Here is an 18,994-nt window from a genome sequence, read left to right as displayed (position 1 = left end):
CCAGGGGACCAGGACCGGCCGGATTCAGGCTCCACCGTTAGAGGAAGCAGCTCGTGCACAACACTTTCGTCGACACCCTGTTCGCCCAGGTCGAGAAGCGGCCGACCGATGTGGTGTACCGGTTCCTGGACAGCGGTGACGTCGACGGTGTCGTCCGCGAGATCTCGTACGCGGACTTGGGTACGCGCGCTCGGGCGATCGCGGCCGCTCTGCAAGAGGGGCTACCGCAGCGGGCTCTGCTGCTGTACCCGGCTGGCCCGGAGTTTGCCGAAGCGTTCTTCGGCTGTCTCGCAGCGGGTGTGGTCGCGGTGCCCGCGCCGCTGCCGGAGTGGGAGAACCGGTCGCTGCGGCGGCTGCGCCGGATGGTCGCGCACGCCGAGGTCGAGGTGGTGCTGGCGCCGCGGCGGGTGGTCGCGGACGCGGCGGCGCTGTGCGCGGAGATTCCCGAGCTGGCGGGTGTGCGCTGGCTGGCCACCGACGAGATCGCCGATGATCAGGCAGCGCGGTGGCGCGAGCCGGAGCTGGGCGCGGAGTCGGTCGCGTTCATTCAGTACACCTCCGGCTCGACCAGTGCGCCGCGCGGCGTCCTGCTCACCCACGAGAACCTGCTGCACAACCAGCGTGCGCTCGTCGCGGGGCTCGGCCACGATCGTGTGCTGGCGGACGGGTGGGACGGCGCGCTTTTCGCCAGTTGGCTGCCGATGTACCACGACATGGGGCTCATCGCGCCGCTGCTGCACACGGTGTACCTCGGTGCCAACTCCGTGCTGATGTCGCCGCTGCATTTCTTGCAGCGGCCCGAGCGGTGGCTGCAAGCGATCAGTACCTATCGCGCGCACACCAGCGGTGGACCGAACTTCGCTTACGAACTGTGCGTGCGCCGGATCGCGCCGGAGCAGATCGAGCGGCTGGATCTGAGTAGCTGGCGGGCAGCGTTCAACGGCTCCGAGCCGGTGCGTCCCGCGACGGTGCGACGGGTCACCGAAGCGTTCGGCCGGGCCGGATTCCGCGCCGAATCTCATCAGCCGGTCTACGGATTGGCCGAGGCCACGCTGATCGTGACCGCGCCGTCCATTACGGCGCCGCCGACGTTCCGTGAGGTGACGGGCGACCGCGCGCGGGGTGCCGAATTGGTTGGCGTGGGGCCTGCGGCGGCGGGCATGTCGATCGCGATCGTCGCTCCCGAGTATGGCGTCGAGCAAGCCGAGGGTGTCGAAGGCGAGATCTGGGTCGCCGGAAACAGTGTTGCCGCAGGGTATTTCCGGGACGAGCAGGCCACTGCCCAGGTGTTCGGCGCGACGCTGCCCGGTGATGATCGACGCTACCTGCGCACGGGGGATCTCGGATTGTGTTCCGGGGGTGAACTGTTCGTCACTGGTCGGCGCAAGGATCTGCTGATCGTCGACGGCCGCAATCACTACCCGCAGGACATCGAATCGACCGTCGAGGCCGCGCACGACGCGGTGCGTGCGGGTTGTGTCGCCGCGTTCTCAGTAGATCTCGGGCTCGACGGCGAGCAGCCGGTGGTGGTGGCCGAGGTGCGCGGCGAGGACCTGGTCGAACTCGAGGGCGCGGTGCGCGCCGCGGTGGCGACCGAGCACGGGCTCACTCTCGCGGCGGTGCTGCTGATTCGGCCGGGCACCATCTTCAAGACGAGCAGCGGGAAGATCCAGCGTTCGGCCTGCCGGGCCGCGTATCTGTCCGGCGAGCTGCTGACGCTGCTGGCGGGTGCCGTGCGCTCACCCGAGGACGAACTGGACGACTACGACCCGGAAGCGGTGACCGAGGAGCCCGCCGCCGCGGCCGGGGACCAGCCGTCTGCCGAGTCGCTGCGCGCCTGGCTGGTGACCGCGATCGCGCGGCACGCGGATCTGGACCCCGAACGCATCGATATCCACCGACCCTTGGTCGAATTCGGGTTGGGCTCGGCCGATTTGGTGGAGCTCGTGGTCGATCTGTCCGATTTCGTCGGACGCTTTCTCGATACCAATCTGTTCTTCGATCACCCCACCATCGACGGGGTGGCTACGGTGCTGGCCTCCGTCACGGCTGGTGAACCCAGCACGTCCGAACCCGAGGCTGCCGTCACGGCAGACGACACCGACGACGCGGACGACGACGCGATCGCGATCTTGTCGATGTCCTGCCGATTCCCGGGCGGCGCGGATTCCCCGGAAGCGTTGTGGCGGCTGCTGGACGGTAACGGTGACGCGATCACCGACATGCCCGCAGGCCGCTGGGACATCGACGGGCTGTACGACCCGGATACGTCCGCGCCAGGCAAGGCCTACACGTTCCGCGGCGGTTACGTCGACGGCATCGATCGTTTCGATGCCGCTTTCTTCGGGATCGGCCCGCGCGAGGCGACCGTGATGGATCCGCAGCAGCGGATGATGCTGCAGCTCAGCTGGGAGGCGATCGAGCGATCCGGGCGCGATCCGCGCAGCTTGCACGGCAGCGCGACCGGTGTCTACCTCGGCGTGTACAGCACCGGTTATCTGGCCGACCCCGCTCCAGAACAGCTGAACGGCCAAGTGGGCACCGGTCTTTCGCCGAGTGTCGCGTCCGGCCGGATCTCCTACACCCTCGGGCTGCACGGGCCCGCGGTCACCTTGGACACCGCGTGTTCCTCGTCGATCGTCGCGACGCACCTGGCGATGCAGGCGCTGCGCGCGGGCGAGTGCGATCTCGCGCTGGCCGGTGGCGCCACGCTGCTGATGTCACCGACCGCGCACATCGAACTGTGCCGCTTGGGCGTGCTGTCGCCGACGGGCCGCAGCGCGCCGTTCTCCGCGGCCGCCGACGGAACAGTGTGGGCGGAGGGCGCAGGTCTGTTGCTGCTGAAGCGGCTCGGTGACGCACGCCGCGACGGCGACCGGGTGCTCGCGGTCATTCGTGGTTCGGCCGTCAATCAGGATGGCCGTAGCCAAGGGCTCAGCGCCCCCAACGGCGCTGCGCAGGAACAGGTGCTGCGCTCGGCGCTGCGGGTGTCGGGTCTTGCGCCGCACGAGATCGATTATGTCGAGGCGCACGGCACCGGTACCGCGCTCGGCGATCCGATCGAGGCGCGGGCGCTAGCCCGGGTGTTCGGGCCGGGTCGTGATCCGGAGCGCCCGCTCGGGCTCGGGTCGCTGAAATCCAATGTGGGGCATACGCAAGCGGCGGCCGGCGTCGGCAGCATCATCAAACTGGTGCTCGCGCTACAGCATGAACGCATTCCCGCGACCCTCAACGCGAGTGTGCCGTCACCGCAGGTGGATTGGGCGAGCAGCGGCTTGGCGGTGCAGGCCGAGCCGATGCCGTGGCGACGAGGTGACCGGCCGCGTCGCGCCGGGGTGAGTGCCTTCGGGCTCAGCGGCACGAACGCGCATCTGATCCTGGAGGAAGCTCCCGTAGAGCCCGCGCCGGTCGCGGCGCCGGACAGTCGTGGGGTTGTGCTGCTGCCGATCTCGGCGCGCAGCCAGGCCTCGTTGCAGGGCCAGGCCGAGCGGCTGCTCGACCTGGTCGTCGCCGATCCGCGGCTGGAGCCGGGACCGGTCGCGCGCGCACTCGCATTGCAGCGCACTCAGTTCGAGCGGCGTGCGGTGGCGGTGGCCGCCGATCGAGACGAGATGATCGGCGCGCTGCATGATCTGGTGGACGGGCGGTCGTCGGCGAACGCCGTCCTCGGCGCCGGTGCGGTGCTCACCAACGCGAAAACCGCGTTCATCTTCCCGGGGCAAGGCGCTCAGTGGGTCGGCATGGCGCGTGACATGCTCGCCGACTCCGCGGCGTTCCGGGCCGAATTCGAGCAGTGCGACAAGGCGTTCGGCGCGTACACCGGCTGGTCGCTGGTCGACAAGCTGACCAGCATGACCGCGGCGGACCTCATCGACTTCCCGGTCGTGCAGCCGCTGCTGTTCGCGACCATGGCCGCGCTGGCGGCGAGCTGGCGCGCGGTCGGCGTTACCCCGGACGCGGTGATCGGCCATAGCCAAGGCGAGATCGCCGCCGCCTACTGTGCCGGTGTTCTCGAATTGAGCGATGCCGCACGGATCGTCCTCACACGCAGTCGCCTGATGCAGGCCATTGCCGAACCGGGTGCGATGGCGATGATCGGCCTGCCGGAGGCCGAGGTCGTCCCGCGGCTGGCGGCCTTCGACGGGCGGGTGTCCATCGCGGCGGTGAACGTGCGGCGTTCGACCATCGTGGCGGGGGAGCAGGCCGCGGTCGAAGAACTGCTGGCCGAGTTCGACCGCGCGGGTACCTACACGCGACTCGGTGCCTCCGGCCCCGGCTTCGCCGGGCATTGCGGGTTGATCGAGTCCATCCGCGATCCGTTCGCCGCCGAGCTGGCCGGTATGTCGGCGGATGTGCCAGCGACGCAATGGTATTCGACAGTGACCGGCGAGCCCGTGACAGGCGAACCGATCGGACCCGATTACTGGTACCGGAACGCACGGGAGACCGTGCGCTTCGCGGCGACGATCGAGCGCATGATCGCCGACGGGTACCGGTACTTCGTCGAACTGGGTGTACACCCGTCGCTGGCCGCGGCCGTGCAGACCGTGTCGGAGGAGATCTCCCGCGAGGTGGTGTCCGTCGGCTCGCTGGTGCGGGACCAGGACGGGCCGACCTGCCTGGCCCGGGCGCAAGCCGCGCTGTACGTCGCGGGCCACGAACTGGACTGGACCAGGCTGGTTCCCGAGCACGGCCGAGTCGCGCTGCCCACCTACGCTTTCGATGAGCGGCGGTTCTGGACCGAGGGAGCCAACCGCGACACCACGTCGCTGGGGCTCGCCGATGCCGCCCATCCGGTGCTCGGTGCCGTTGTGCCGCAGCCCGATTCGGGTGGTGTCAGCCTGACCGGCCGGTTGTCGCGGCAGCAGCAGCCGTGGGTGACCGATCACGCCGGACCGAACGCGGTGCTGCTGCCCGGTGCCGCGTTGGTCGAACTGGCCGTCCGTGCGGGTGACGAGGCGGACGCGCCGGTGCTGTGTGAGCTGGTACTGCGGGCGCCGCTGCTGGTGCCCGAGCGTGGCGCCGTGCAGATCCAGACGGTGGTCGGCGGTGCCGATGCCGACGAACGCCGCACGGTACGCATCTACGCGCGCGACGACAACGATTCGGATGCGCAGTGGCTGCTGCACGCCGATGGCATGCTCGGCGCGGATTTCGAACAGGCTCCGCCCCAAACGGATTCGGCGGCGTGGCCACCCGCGGACGCGGTGCGCGTCGACGTCGAAGCCTTGTACACCGAGCTGTTCGCGCGCGGCCACCAGTACGGTCCGCTGTTCCGGGCGATGCGGGCGGCATGGCGGCGCGACGACGAGATCTTCGTCGAGGTCGAGCTGGCCGAAGTCGCGCACGGCGACGCCGCGAAGTTCGGCATCCATCCCGCCCTGCTGGACGCCGCGTTGCACGCCACCGCCCTGTTCGCCGCCGACGGTGCGCACGCCATGCTGCCGTTCGTGTGGACCGACGTGGCGCTGTGGGCCACCGGTGCCACCGCGTTGCGCGTGCGGCTCACGCGCTCGGGACCCGACACCGTCACCATGGTCGCGACCGACCGGACCGGACGGCCGGTGGTATCGGTGGGCTCGGTACTGTTGCGCCCGGTCGCCGCCGCGCAATGGGACGCGGCGTCGGTCGCTCCCGCGTTCCGTCGCATGTTCCGGATGGCGTGGTTGGAGCACGCGCTGCCGATGCCGGACCGGACGCTCACCGTCGGTGACTGGGGTTCGGCCGCTTCGCAAACCGTCGACGCGCTCATTGTGCCGGTGCCCGAAGGAGATTCGCCGCGCCAGGTGCACGACATCGCTCAGCAGATGATGGCGACGCTGCAAACAATCTTGGGCGACAGCCGATTCGAGAAGTCAACGCTGGTCGTGCGCACGCGCGGTGCGGTGGCCCTGCCCGGCGCGGACAGCCCGAATCCGGCCGGTGCGGTCGTGTGGGGACTGGTGCGCTCGGCGCAGTCGGAGAATCCGGGCCGGATCGTGCTGATCGATTCGGCCGATCCCGAGGTCGACATCCCCGCCCTACTCGCCACTGGCGAACAGCAATTGGCCGTGCGCGACGGTGTGGCATTCGTACCGCGACTGGCCCGGCTGCCCGAGAACGCGGCCCGAGCAGCTGACCGGGTGTCCCTCGGGGATGGTGCTGTACTCATCACCGGTGCTCCAGGGCGGCTCGGTTCGGCGCTGGCCCGGCACCTGGCCGACGCGTACGGCGTGCGAGATCTGGTGCTCGTCAGCCGCCGCGGCATCGACGGACCCGGTGGTGCGGAGTTGCGAGACGACCTGGAAAGTCGCGGGGTGCGTCCACGATTCGCGCGCTGCGATATCGCCGACCGCGCGGCTTTGGCCGAGCTGCTCGACGGCATGCCGCTGGCCGGCGTGATCCACGCGGCCTGCGTCCTCGACGACAGCACCTTCGCGGCGTTGACTCCGGCACAGCTCGACGCCGCGCTGCGCCCGAAAGTCGATGCGGCACACCATCTGCACGAGCTGACGGCCGATCGGGAGCTCTCGCTGTTCGTGCTGTTCTCCGCGGCGGGCGGACTGTTCGGCACTCCCGGGCAAGCCAACTATGCCGCCGCCAACGCCTATCTCGACGCGCTGGCGCTGCGCCGCCGGGCACTCGGGCTGCCCGCGCAGTCGCTGGCTTGGGGCGCGTGGGAGGTCGATATGCACGACCACATGTCGCAGGCCGACATCCGGCGGATCACCCGTGCGGGCATCCGTGCGTTCTCGGTGCCGGAGGGCATGGCGTGCTTCGACGCCGCACTGCGCCTCGAGGATCCGATTCTGGTGCCGCTGCTGCTCGATACCGATGTGCTGCGGCGCGGACCGGCCATTCCGCCGCTGCTGCGCGGCCTCGTGCGACGAGCACCGCGTCGCGCCGTGGCCGACCACTCGACCGTGGACGTGGCGGCGGGAACGCGTTTCGCCGAACAACTTCGGGCCGTCCCGCGGGCGGCGGCGGTCACCATGGCGATGGCCGCGATGGCGGAGTGGACGGGCCAGGTGCTCGGTCATTCCGGCAGCGAGACGGTCGCGGCCGAGGAGACCTTCCAGAGCCTGGGTCTCGACTCGCTGATGGCGGTCGAACTGCGCAACAAGGTGCGCGAGCATACCGGCGTCACGGTGCCGCTCGGCGCGATGCTCGCGGAGCAGAACCTCACCGAGCTGGCCGAGTATCTCGTCGGAGAAGTGTTGCGGCAGTCCGCTTCCGACGGTTCGGGCACCGCGGCCGCCGAGGTACCCGACGTCGAAACATTGCCGGTGACCAGGGACATGATGCGGTTGCTGCGGACCGAACAGCTCGGTATCCCGAGCGCCGCGCAGACCGGCGGTGTCGCCGTGCGGGTGGCCGCACGGGTCACCCGGGCACAGCTGGAGCAGGCGCTGGCCCGCCTGGCGCGCAGACATGCCGCGCTGCGCACCACCATCGCACCGAGCGAGCAGCACGGACGGCAGCTGGAGATCCGCCGCGAGCCCGGCGCCCTGGTCGGGTGGCGCGACCTCGACCACCTGGATGACGCAGTGGTCCAAGAGCATTTCCGTGCGCTGATGGCGCGGCCGTTCGATTTGGCCACCGGTCCGCTGTGGCGGTTCGAACTGCTCAACGCCGAATCCGCCGATCAGGTAGTGCTTTTCGGCGCGCACCACAGCATGAGCGATGTGCAATCGATGCTGCTCGTGGCGGGGGAGCTCGCCGCGGAGCTGTCCGGCGCACAACTCGACGACACGGTGACCAACCGGGACATGCATCAGCTGCTCGCCGCCCAGCCGAGCAAGCGCGCGGGCGACGACGCCGCGGTCACCCGCTGGCGCGCGGCCTTCGCCGGGGCGCGCAGGCTCGAGTTGACCTTGGCGCAGCCACGGCCCGCCCAGCGCAGCTACGGTGCCGGATCGGTCGCGCTGGACATGCCCGCCGGCCTGCACGATCGGGTCGCGGACCGCGCCCGCGATCTCGGCATCACGCCGGCAGCGGTCTTCCTCGGCGCGTTGACCATGCTGCTGGCCCGTCGCCAGCAGGTCGACCGCTTCGCCCTCGCGGTTCCGGTGGACACCCGCATGCACGCCGACGCGACCGACGCCGTTGGGTACTTCGGTGTGCCCGTGCCGTTCCCCGCGGCGGTCTCGGCGGGTGACCTGGTCACCGATGTGCTGCGTCGCACGGGTGAGGGGCTGCGGACGCTGCTCGCGCCCGGCGCGGGCTTCGCCGACGTGCTCGCCGCACTCGCCACCGAGGGCCTGTACCGGGCGAACGCGCCGCTGATCGAGGTGTACTTCAACTACCTGCGCGCGAATTCCGCGGTCGCACCGGTCGAGGTCGTTCCGGTCAGTACCGGCTACTCCGATCTCGACCTGATGGTCGCGGTGCTGCCGGACACCGGTCAGGTGTGGTTCACCTACAACAGCGACATCATCGACGCGCGCACCTGCACCGAGTTCGGGACGGAATACCTGGCGACGGTCGCGGCGGCAGTCGCGGACCCTGGTGCGCCTGCTCGGCCGGGAACCGTTGCGCAGCAATCGGACTCCGGGGCGCGCACGGCTCTGGCCGCAACCTTCACGCTGGGCAGGCTGCCCGAACTGATGGTGGCGGCGTCGTCGGACAGCACGGCGATCACCGTCGCCGAAGCGCCTTATCACCATGTGCTGTCCTGTTTGCGCGACCCGTCGGGCGTGTTCGCGCAGCCCTCCACTGCGCTCGGCATCGTGCTGCTGCGGGCCACGGATCTGGAACGCTTCGGTGCGGTATCCGACGATCTGCTCACCGAACTCGCCGCCGAGTACCCAGCGGCGGTGCGCGAGGTGGCCGAGCGCACCCGCAGGCCGCTCATCGTCGGCCTGCTGCCGTCGGCGCGCCCGGCGGACCGGTTGCTCGCCTGGGAGCGGCTCGTCGCCGAACGCCTGAGTGATGTTCCGGGCGTCGCGGTGCTGGAGCCGAGCGCATGGACGCGACACCATCCGGTAAATCAGCCCTTCGACGACCGGACCGAGATCCTCGCCCATCTGCCCTTCACGCCGGAGTTCCAGGCGGCGGTAGCGCTCACCCTCGTGGCGACAGTCGGCGCGGTCACCGAACCCGCCCCGAAGGTGATCGCGGTGGACGGCGACGACACGTTGTGGAGCGGGACGGCGGGCGAAATCGGCGCCGCTGCCGTGGTTTTCGATGCACCGCGCCGCGCGCTGGCCCGACGGCTCGCCCAATGGCGCGCGGCAGGAACGCTACTGGTGCTGATCAGCAACAACGATGAAGATGTCGTTCAGGTCATCCTGGACCGGCCCGACAGTCCGCTGCGCCCTGCGGATTTCGCGGCCGTCTCCACCGGCTGGGACGGCAAGCCCGAGCGGCTGGCGGAGGTCGCGCGCACGCTGGGACTCGGCCTCGACAGCTTCTGCTACCTCGACGACAACCCGGTCGAGGTGGCGCGCATGCGTGCGCAGCTGCCCGAGGTGCTCTCGGTAACGTGCCCGCCCGCCGACGAGGTGACCGATTTCCTCACTCGACTGTGGCCGATGGTGCCGATCGCGGCGACGGCGGAAGACCGGACCCGAGCCGACTTCTATCGTCACGAGCAGCAGCGCGACAGTGCCCGCGCCACAGCGGAATTCGCGGAGTTCCTCGCGCAGTTGAACCTGGAGGTCGAGCTCGAGCCACTGACCGACGCCACGCTCGAGCGCGCACGCCAGCTGGTGCGGCGGACCACACAGTTCACCCTGGCTGCCGTCACCGTCGATGATCTGGACCGGTGGCGCGCCGAGGGCGAGGTGTGGACGGCGACGGCGCGGGACCGCTTCGGCGAGTACGGCCTGATCTCGGTGCTCGCCCTACGGGTGGACGCGGACCGCCTGGTGATCACCGGGTGGCAGCTCAGCTGCCGTGCCCTCGGGCGCGGCGTCGAGGAACGACTGTTCGGCTGGACTGCGGACCGGGCCGAGGCTCTCGGCTGCCCGACGGTGCAGATCTCGGTCGAGCACACCGAGCGCAACGAACCGGCTCGGCGCTTGATCGGGCGGCTCGGTGGTAGCGCCGACGAACAGCGACTGGATGTTTCGGTGACACCGGATCGGTTGCGCGAGTTCCGGTCCTGGGCAACGAACGATGCGGAGGTGACCCGGTGACCGGTCCAGACGAGCGAACTTCGGTGCGCAACTCCGCGGTCGACCGCCGCCGCCGCGGTGAATCCCTCGAACGGGGCACCGCCGCAATGGATGTCGCCGCCTTGCTCGCTCGCACCGGCACGGCGCCGGTGGTCGAGCCAGCACGCCCGTCAGTGGTAACGAGCGTGCGGCAGTGGGATGCCGAGACGCTTGCGGCGGCGATCACCGCCGTAGCGAATCGGTTCACCGAGACGCCGATCGACGCCGACACCGACTTCTTCGACGCGGGCGGCACCTCCCTCGCCGCGGTGGAACTCGTTGCGGCACTGGCCCGGGAGCTCGATATCCACCCGGATCTCGACACCGTGTTCTTCGACGCGCGCCCGCGCAGGCTGGCCAACCGCTGGTTGGCCGACCATCCCGAGTCCGCCGGTCCGCGCACGGACGAGCAGCCGGACACCGACGACCTCGCGCAACTCTTCGCCGACCTCGCGGGCGCCGACCGGCTACCGCTGGTCGCGGCACCGGAGCGGGTCGCACCGCGCCGCATCCTGCTGACCGGGGTCACCGGGTTTCTCGGCAGCCACCTGCTGCTGGATCTACTGCGGCACAGCGAAGCACACGTGGTGTGCCTGATCCGGGCCGACGACGAGGCCGCCGCCGCGCAGCGGTTGGAGCACGCCCTGCGACGCTTCGCACTGCCGTGGTCGCGCGAGGTACTCCGGCGGGTGACACCGCTGGCAGGCGACCTGCGCAGGCCCCGGCTCGGCCTGACCGACGAGCGGTGGGAAGTCCTTGCCGCCGAAGTCGATTCGATCGTCAACGCGGGCGCCGCGGTGGATTTCCTGCGCGGCTACCCGTCACTGCGCCGGACCAACGTGCTCGGCCCGCTGACCCTGGCCGAGCTGGCCTGCACCGGTCGCCCGAAACCGCTGCACCACATCTCCTCCCTGGCGGTCTTCAACGGGTCGGACGCCACCACACTGAGCGAGGACGAGCCGACTGCCAATGTCGCCGCGCTGCCCATCGGCTACGACCGATCCAAGTGGGCCGCCGAGGCCGTGCTACGCCGGGCGGGCGAACACGGACTCGTGGTGACGATCCTGCGCCCGGGCGGCATCGGCAGCCACCCCGAGACGGGCGCGCACAACCCGCGTGACCTCAGCTCCGGAATCACCGCCGCCCTCATGCGTTTTCGCACCGTGCCCGGCTTCCGATACCTCAATGCCGCCCCGGTCGATTGGGTGAGCCGGGTGGCCGCGGCGATCGTCGGCACGCCGAGCGCATGGGGCCACACCTATCACCTCACCGGGCCGCCCACCTCGCTCGAACAGGTGGTCGCCGAAACCACCTTGGGCGGCTTGGGTATTCGTGTGCAGCACTGGGAACAGTGGTGCACGGACGTGGTACAGGCGATCGAGGACGGCCCGGTGCCGGAGCTGGCATCGCTGGCGCAGGTGCTGCAAAGCCCGGTGGCCCGGACGCAGCTCGCGGCCATGGTGACCGCGCCGCCCGCGTCGGCCGCCCGCACCGACGCTTTCGTGGCGGCCAATGGCCTGCCCGCGCCCGTCGTCCCGACCCCGGCGGCCCGCGCGAAGATGCTCGCGGCCATGACCGGCCTCGGACCGCAGCAGGGCGAGGATCCCTACCTGCGGTTCCATGAAACACTCACCGGGACAGTCGGTCCGGTCGGTGACACCGCCGACCTGCCCTGCGACCTCCGGTTGACCCTGTCCGTCGCGAGCAGCGCCCAGGCGTTCAGCGCGCGAACGCTGGACGTGAGCGGTGAACTCAGCTGCTCGCAACTGCACGAGGAGCCGCTAACGGTCGAGGGCACCGCGACGGTCCGGCCGCACGACGGCACCCCGCTGCGGCACGAGGTGCGGCACCCGATCATGCATTACCAACTGACACTGCGTGATTCATCCGGTGGCACCTGGTGGCTGGAGGGATACAAGTTCGCGGCTGCGCGGCGTCGCCTGGTCCGCCAGCTCGGCACGCAGGTGATCGAGATCGGCCGCACCGGGGAGCCCGCGTCGTACACCGGTGAGGTGGCCGTGCCGATGCACACCTACCTGCCCGACCAGATCGACGGCATCGAGATCGATCCACGACTGTCCGAACGACAGCAGCGGCTGGCGAAACTGTTGTGGCTCAGCTGGTTCGGTGGTCAGCTCGGTAAGAGCCTGCTGGAGCCGGTTCTCCGCGTCGGCATCGATCTACTGGATCTGCGCCGCGGCATGCGTAAGGAGCACCGCCGATGACCCGATCAGCCGAACTCGGCCGCGGCGAGGTCATCTCGTTCCGCGCCGCCGACGGCATCGACCTCGAACTGCGCCGCGTCGGTCCTACCGACGGGCCGGCGGTGTTGCTCGTACACGGGCACGGGGTTTCGTCGGAGATGTTCGCGCTGCCCGAGATCCGCAATGTCACCGACGTGCTGGCCGACGCTGGCTACCAGTCGTGGCTATTGGACTGGCGCGGCAGCAGCCGTCTGCCGCATAACACCTCTGGGCGGCCCTACACGTTCGACGATGTCGCGCTCTACGACCTCCCTGCGACGGTCGCGCAGATCCGAGCGAAGATCGGCGACCGCCCGCTGTTCGTCGTCGCGCACTGCATCGGCGCGCTGGCGTTGTCGCTGAGCATGACCGGTGGCCTGCTGCCGGGCCTGGCGGGCGTGGTCGCGCAGGGGGTGTTCCTGACGCCGAAGGTGAGCACGTCGGCGCGGATGCGGGTGTTGCTCGGCAGCGAGCTGCTCGGCAACCGGGTCAGCCATATCGAATCCGACTTCCGCAAGGTCGGGCTGTGGAACCGGCGCACCCTGCTCTATGCCGCGCTGTCCCGCAAGGGCGACTGCCCCGACCCGACCTGCCGCATGGTGCAGCACGGCTGGGGGATGGGCGCCAAGCTCTTCGAGCACGACCACCTCGACGTGCGCACCCACGACCGGATCGCCGACCTGTTCGGCCCGATACCGCTGTCGGTGCTGCCGCATCTGCGGCAGATGGAGCTGGCGCACGCGGTGGTCCGCTGGAACGTCGACGACGAGCGCTACGCCGCGCTCCCGGAGAACGCGCTCGACCGTGCCGATCGAATCGACTGCCCGGTGCTGTTGCTGGCGGGCAGCCGCAACGAAGCGTGGCTCGACTCCAACAAGCTGTGCTACGACGTACTTTCGGTGCGTTATCCCGGAGTCGACGTGCGCTACACCGAGGTTCCTTCCTACGGGCACCTCGACACGTTCATCGGCCGCGGCGCGGCGCTGGACGTGTTCGGGCACATCGTCGATTTCCTCGACGAGACGTCAGCTCGGCTGGCGTAGTGGCAGGCCGGCGGCTTGATAGATGGCATCGATGACGGTCATGGTCGCGACGGCATCGCCGGGGCCGGTGGCGATCGGCTCGCCGCGCAGTACCGCGGCGACGAAGGCGTCGAGTTGATAATCGTAGGAGGGACGACGCCCGAAGCGCCGCAGCCGCCTGCCGTCCACGGAGCGGACCGACAGCACATGCCCGAGCTGCGGCAGAATCGGATTCAGCAACCGCATCCGGCCTTGTTCGCCGATGACGGTGGCGCTGGCGCTGAGCACGTCCGCGGACCACATCGAGCAGCGGATGCGGCCGGTGTGGCCGGACGGGAAGCGCAGCTCGGCGGTCATGGCGCGATCGATGTCGGGGCCGCGCAGCTTCGCCTGTGCGGCAACCACTTCCGGGTTCTCGCCGCCGAGCACGCGGGCCAGGTGTACGGGGTAGCAGCCCGCGTCCATCAGGGCGCCGCCCGCCAGGCGGTAGTCGTAGCGGATGTCGGACGACTTCGACAGCGGGAAGGAGAAGGCCGCTTCCACGCGTACCAGTTTGCCCAATTCGCCGGAGGCGATGATCTTTTCGGCGCCGGTGATCAGCGGGTGGTAGCGGTTGTGGAAGGCCTCCATCACCACGACGCCGGAATTGCTTGCCAGCGTCTCGATCTCGCGCGCCTCCGCGGCATTGGCGGTAAACGGCTTCTCGCACAGCACATGTTTGCCGGCCTGTATCGCGGCGCGGGTCCAGCGTCCGTGCAGCCCGTTGGGCAGCGGGATGTAGACCGCGTCGAGATCCGGCGCGTCGACGAGCGCCTGATAACTGTCGTAGACCTGCGCGATGTCGTGCTTGCGGGCGAATTCCTCGGCCCGCGACCGATCCCTCGCAGCGATCGCCGACACCACGACCTCCGGGTTCCGCCCGGCCGGTGCGATCAGGGCGGCAGGCGCGATGGCGGCCGCGCCGAGGATCCCGATCCGGAGTCCGGGGCGCGTGTCTTCGGTCATGCGCAGACATTAACATCGGCAACGCACCGCAGCCGGGCTGCGCCGACTCCCGCCGATCCCGACCATGTACGCCCAGATCACGAACGAAAGTCGAGAGTATGCGTATCGCGTTGTTGACCGCGGGAACCCGGGGCGACCATCAGCCGTATCTCGCCCGGGCCGACGAATTCCGTTCGCGCGGCCACCAGGGGGAGATCACCGCCACTGAGAATTACGCGGAGGTGGTGCGGCGCTCCGGCTTCGAGCCGCACGTCATCCCGTTCAACTCCGCGGAGCTGCTGGAGTCACCCGCCGCCAAACGCGGCCTGTCTTCCGGTAACCCGCTGCCGTTCCTGCAGATCATGCGGGACACGGTGAAGATCATGGCGGGGGAGCGCGGTGAGCGGATGCACGAGGTGCTCTGCGGCGCATGCGAATCGGCCGAGGTGATCGTGTCGTGTGCCTCGACGCTGCCGTGGGCGATGGAGCGGGCGGAGAAGACCGGGCAGCTGGTGATCGGCGGGCTGCCGTATCCGCTCGAACGCACCGCGGAATTTCCGTCGTCGTTCACGGTCAAACGCATGGTGAACTCTCGGCGCGTGCGGTTGGCGAGCTACACGGCCTTCGAACTCGCCTACGGGCTGGCGTATCGCAAGATGGATCGGCGGGTGCGCGAACTGATGGGGTTGCCGGGCAAGCCGCAGAATCCGTTCCGCCGCATCCGCGCCGAAGGTATTCCGTTGGTGCACATGGTGAGTCCGGTGCTGCTACCGAAACCGAGCGACTGGCCGGACCGGGCGACCGTCGTCGGTGCGCCGATCCTGCCGTCGCACATGCGCGCGGCGTGGGGCGAGGCGGCGGTCGATCCGGCGCTCACCGAGTGGCTCGACGAGGGCGAGCCGCCCGTCTACTTCTGCATGACCGGGATGCCGATCCTCGATCCCGTCGGCAGTTGCGACCTGATCGACGCCGTGTGCCGCAGGCTGGGGGTTCGGGCCTTGGTGACGGTGAAGGGTGACGGTTTCCCCCGGGGCATCGGGTACGACCGCAGGCTGTTCGTGCTGGACTCGTTCGACTACGACCGCGTCCTGCCGCGCTGCCGCGCCGTCGTCCATCACGGCGGCAGCGGCAATACTCACGACGTGCTGCGCGCCGGGCTGCCCGCGGTGGTGATCGGCGTGCACAGCGACCAGTTCTTCTACGGCTGGCGGATCTCGGCGCTCGGCATCGGGGCGGACTTCCCGTATCCGTCGCTGACCGAGGATCGGTTGCACGACGCGTTGGTCCGGACATTGACGCCCGAAGCGGCCGAACGCGCTGCGGATCTCGGCCGCGTGGTGTCTGCCGAGAACGGCATTCGTGCCGCGGCGGACGCGGTGGAAAAACTCGCCGTCGCGACATCGGCCTGACCCGTGAGCGATTCCCTGCACGTCGCGATCTTCACCGACTTCCACCCGGCCACGCTCGGCGGCGTGCAGACCGCCATGCGGTCGCTGTGCGACGGTCTGCGCGGCCTCGGTCACCGGGTGACCGTATTCTGCGCTCCCGCACCGGGATCGGTGCCGCCCGAGGCCGACACCGTGGTGCTCCAGGCCGTGCCGTTCTCGATGTCGAACGGGCTGCCGCTGGTGCTGCCGACCCGCGCCAACCGCCGCGCGATCGATGCCGCGTTCGCCGAGCGCGGCCCGATCGATGTGGTGCACGCCCTGACGACCTACGGCTGCGGGATCCTGGGCGCACGCGCCGCCCGCAGACACGGCATCCCGATCGTGCAGACCATGCAGAGCCGCGACGACACGGTGATCGAAAAGTATTCCCCCGCACCGTATCTGGCGGCGCTGACAATGCGCTGGCTACACGGAGCCTTCGTGCACTCGCGCAAGCCACCGACCTATCCCGGCGACGGCCGCATCGCCCGGCTCGCGTGGCGTCCACTGATCGCACAAGCCCAGGCGGCCGATCGGGTAACCGTGCCGACCCATCACTTCGCCCGCCGCCTCGCCGCCCGCGGTGTGGACCGGCCGATTCACGTGGTGTCCAACGGGATCGATGACGTCCTGCTCGACCGTATCCGCACGGCAAGCACCCCACCGCCGACCCCGGACGCCCCACTGCGTGCCCTGTGGTGTGGTCGCCTGTCCATGGAGAAGCGCCCACTCGAAGCAATCGACGTGGCCCGCCAGGTCGACGAATGCACCCTCGACATCTACGGCAGCGGCCCCCTCACCGACCGCGCCCGCACGGCGATCACCGAGGCGAACCTCGGTCACCGCGTCCACCTGCACGGTGAAGTCGATCAAGCCGACTGCCTCACGGCGATGCGCACCCACGACGTGCTCCTACTCACCTCCGACTGCGACACCCAGGGCATGGTGCTGCTGGAGGCAGTGGCAATGGGCCTGCCGATCGTCTACTGCGACCCCGAACTCTCCGAAACCATCCCCGCCGCAGGCGGAGTCCGCGCCCCCGACCCCTCAGTGTCGGCCATCGCCACCATCCTGCAAGACCTCGCCCGAGACCGCACCCAGCTGCACACAATGCGCGAGGCACTCGGGCCACACGCCGACGAACCCCGCCAATCCCGCCACCTCGCCGACATCGTCGCGGTCTATACCGAAGCACGCACCGCGCCGCACCGGCCCACCGCCGGCCGGACCTGATCGACCACTTCAGTTGGTGTACGCCCTAGTTCGGGACGACGTCTGACGTCAACTGAGCCTGCGGGCGGCCTCGCCGAGCCCATCGGCGATCGCTTTGCGTTGCGCGGGGGTCAGGACGTCGATCAGTAGTTCGCGGACCAGTGCGACGTGGCCGGGGGCGGCGGCTTCGAGTTTGCGGCGGCCGGCCGGGGTGAGGGTGGCGACGATGCCGCGGGGGTCGTCGGGGGAGGGGGCGCGGCGGACGAAGCCTGCCTTGGCGAGTTGGTCGATCTGGTAGGTGAGGCCGCTCTTGGAGGTGAAGAGGGCTGCGGAGAGCTCGGTCATCCGCAGTTGGTGGCCGGGGGCCTGGGACAGTCGGACTAGCACCTCGTACTGGGTGTGGGACAGGTGCGCGTCGTCCTTGAGCTGCTGTTCGATCCGTCGGTTCAGCAGCGCCGTGGCGGCGAGGAACGCCGTCCAGGCCCGCATTTCTTCGTCGTCGAGCCAGCGCGGCTCCGTCATCGCCCACCTCTCATGGTTGTTCAAATTCGAACAATAATCTACCATCGGCCTAGAAGTTCAAATTTGAACTACCTGGAAGGATGGCGAGACGATGCGGATGCCGGTGCTCTACCTGTCGCACGGTGCGCCGCCGCTGGCCGACGACCCGATCTGGCCGGGCCAGCTGGCCGCGTGGTCGGCGGATTTGCCGAAACCCGAAGCGGTGCTGATGATCTCGGCGCACTGGGAGGACGCACCGCTGACCCTCGGCGCGACCAGCACGGTTCCGTTGATCTACGACTTCGGCGGCTTCCCGCGCCACTACTACGAGGTGACCTATCCGGCCCCCGGCGCGCCCGAACTCGCAGCTGACGTGCGCAAACTACTGCGCGGGCCCGGCCTGTCCGTGCACGACGCACCGGACCGCGGCCTCGACCACGGTGCCTATGTCCCCCTGGTCGAGATGTACCCGGAAGCCGACGTGCCGGTGCTGCAGATGTCGATGCCGACGCTGGACCCGGCGGGCCTGCTGGCGATCGGCCGCAAACTCGCCCCGCTGCGCGATCAGGGCGTGCTGATCGTCGGCAGCGGCTTCTTCACGCACAACCTGCGCGCGCTGAGCCTGGACGGCTCGGTGCATCCGGTGATGACGGAGTTCGACGAATGGGGCCGGCGCGCGCTGGCCGCCGCGGACCTCGACGAGCTGCTCGACTTCGAACACAAGGCTCCCGCAGCGCAGTTGGCCCATCCACGCACCGAACACTTTGCCCCGCTGTTCGTTTCGCTCGGCGCCGCGTCCGCCGAGCTGGGCACGCAGCGCAGCGTCATCGACGGTTTCTGGCGCGGCCTGGCCAAACGTTCACTCCAATTCGGCTGACCCCCTGTAACCCACCGAAAGGCACCTCGAATGAGTTCCACCGCAACAGCTTCGCCGTCCACCTCGACTGCCGGCCTCGAGCAGGCGTCGGGTTATGGCGCGACGCCGCATGCCTACGACGCCGGACTGCTCCTGCTGCGCATCGCGGTCGGGCTGACCATGGCCGCGCACGGCGCGCAGAAGCTGTTCGGCATGTTCGGCGGTGGCGGCCTGGACGGGACCGGAAAGTTCTTCACCAGCAAGGGATATCCAGCCGGTGAGACGATGGCCTTGGTCGCAGGTGTCACCGAGACCTTCGGCGGTCTGGCGCTGGTGGTCGGCCTGCTCACCCCGCTCGCGGGCGCGGCCATCGTCGGCACCATGCTCAATGCCCTTGCGGTGAAGGGCACGGGAGCCTTCTTCGCCCCCAAGGGCATCGAGTACGAGCTGATCCTGGCCGCGGCCGCCGCCGCACTGACCCTCACCGGTCCCGGACGATACGCCGTCGACCGCTTCCTGCCCGTAGTGCGCTCGCACCGTTTGGTCTACGGCCTGGCCGCGATCGTGCTCGCGCTGCTGGCCGCCGGTGCCGTGCTGCTGGTGCGCAACTGAC

General features: G+C 69.5%; 9 protein-coding genes. 7 read left to right on the top strand and 2 right to left on the bottom strand.

The annotated features are described in order from the left end of the window. The first annotated feature begins 53 nt into the window (after positions 1 to 53). Genes DBO33_RS22905 through DBO33_RS22895 form a run of 3 tightly spaced genes read left to right on the top strand, consistent with a single transcriptional unit; the run spans position 54 to position 13,422 of the window. Positions 54 to 10,118, top strand: a complete 10,065-nt coding sequence (locus tag DBO33_RS22905; protein WP_107656871.1) for a type I polyketide synthase — start codon at positions 54 to 56, stop codon at positions 10,116 to 10,118. Further along, a complete protein-coding gene (locus DBO33_RS22900) occupies positions 10,115 to 12,361 on the top strand; it encodes a thioester reductase domain-containing protein (RefSeq protein WP_234390993.1) in 2,247 nt (748 codons plus the stop codon). Before DBO33_RS22905 ends, DBO33_RS22900 begins: the two co-directional genes overlap by 4 nt. Then, entirely contained in the window at positions 12,358 to 13,422 is a 1,065-nt protein-coding gene (locus DBO33_RS22895; RefSeq protein WP_107656870.1) for an alpha/beta hydrolase, read from the top strand. Before DBO33_RS22900 ends, DBO33_RS22895 begins: the two co-directional genes overlap by 4 nt. Here DBO33_RS22895 and DBO33_RS22890 read toward each other — a convergent pair. Further along, the gene (locus DBO33_RS22890) at positions 13,405 to 14,406 is read right to left on the bottom strand and encodes a Gfo/Idh/MocA family protein (protein ID WP_107656869.1); all 1,002 of its coding nucleotides are present in this window, start codon (positions 14,404 to 14,406) and stop codon (positions 13,405 to 13,407) included. The two genes, DBO33_RS22895 and DBO33_RS22890, sit on opposite strands and share 18 nt — an antisense overlap. 98 nt (positions 14,407 to 14,504) lie before the next feature. Between DBO33_RS22890 and DBO33_RS22885 the strand changes: the two genes are divergently transcribed. Then, on the top strand, positions 14,505 to 15,794 hold the full coding sequence (locus DBO33_RS22885) for a glycosyltransferase (protein WP_107656868.1): 1,290 nt from the start codon (positions 14,505 to 14,507) through the stop codon (positions 15,792 to 15,794). Between the two features lie 3 nt (positions 15,795 to 15,797). Then, complete coding sequence (locus tag DBO33_RS22880; protein ID WP_234390992.1) at positions 15,798 to 17,045, top strand: glycosyltransferase; 1,248 nt, start codon at positions 15,798 to 15,800, stop codon at positions 17,043 to 17,045. Between the two features lie 48 nt (positions 17,046 to 17,093). On the opposite strand, the gene DBO33_RS22875 is transcribed toward DBO33_RS22880, so the two are convergent. Beyond that, complete coding sequence (locus DBO33_RS22875; protein WP_107656867.1) at positions 17,094 to 17,546, bottom strand: MarR family winged helix-turn-helix transcriptional regulator; 453 nt, start codon at positions 17,544 to 17,546, stop codon at positions 17,094 to 17,096. A gap of 97 nt (positions 17,547 to 17,643) precedes the next feature. On the opposite strand from DBO33_RS22875, the gene DBO33_RS22870 reads away from it, so the two are divergent. Together DBO33_RS22870 and DBO33_RS22865 are read left to right on the top strand one after the other, a co-directional pair. After that, on the top strand, positions 17,644 to 18,402 hold the full coding sequence (locus tag DBO33_RS22870; protein ID WP_199857006.1) for a dioxygenase family protein: 759 nt from the start codon (positions 17,644 to 17,646) through the stop codon (positions 18,400 to 18,402). Positions 18,403 to 18,432: 30 nt separating this feature from the next. Next, entirely contained in the window at positions 18,433 to 18,993 is a 561-nt protein-coding gene (locus tag DBO33_RS22865; protein ID WP_107656865.1) for a DoxX family protein, read from the top strand. The last annotated feature ends 1 nt before the right edge of the window (position 18,994 follow it).

It is taken from the genome of Nocardia suismassiliense (genome assembly GCF_900269665.1).
Lineage (GTDB): Bacteria > Actinomycetota > Actinomycetes > Mycobacteriales > Mycobacteriaceae > Nocardia > Nocardia suismassiliense.
The sequence above is the reverse complement of the archived record's forward strand: the minus strand, read 5'-3'. Positions and strand labels throughout refer to the sequence as shown.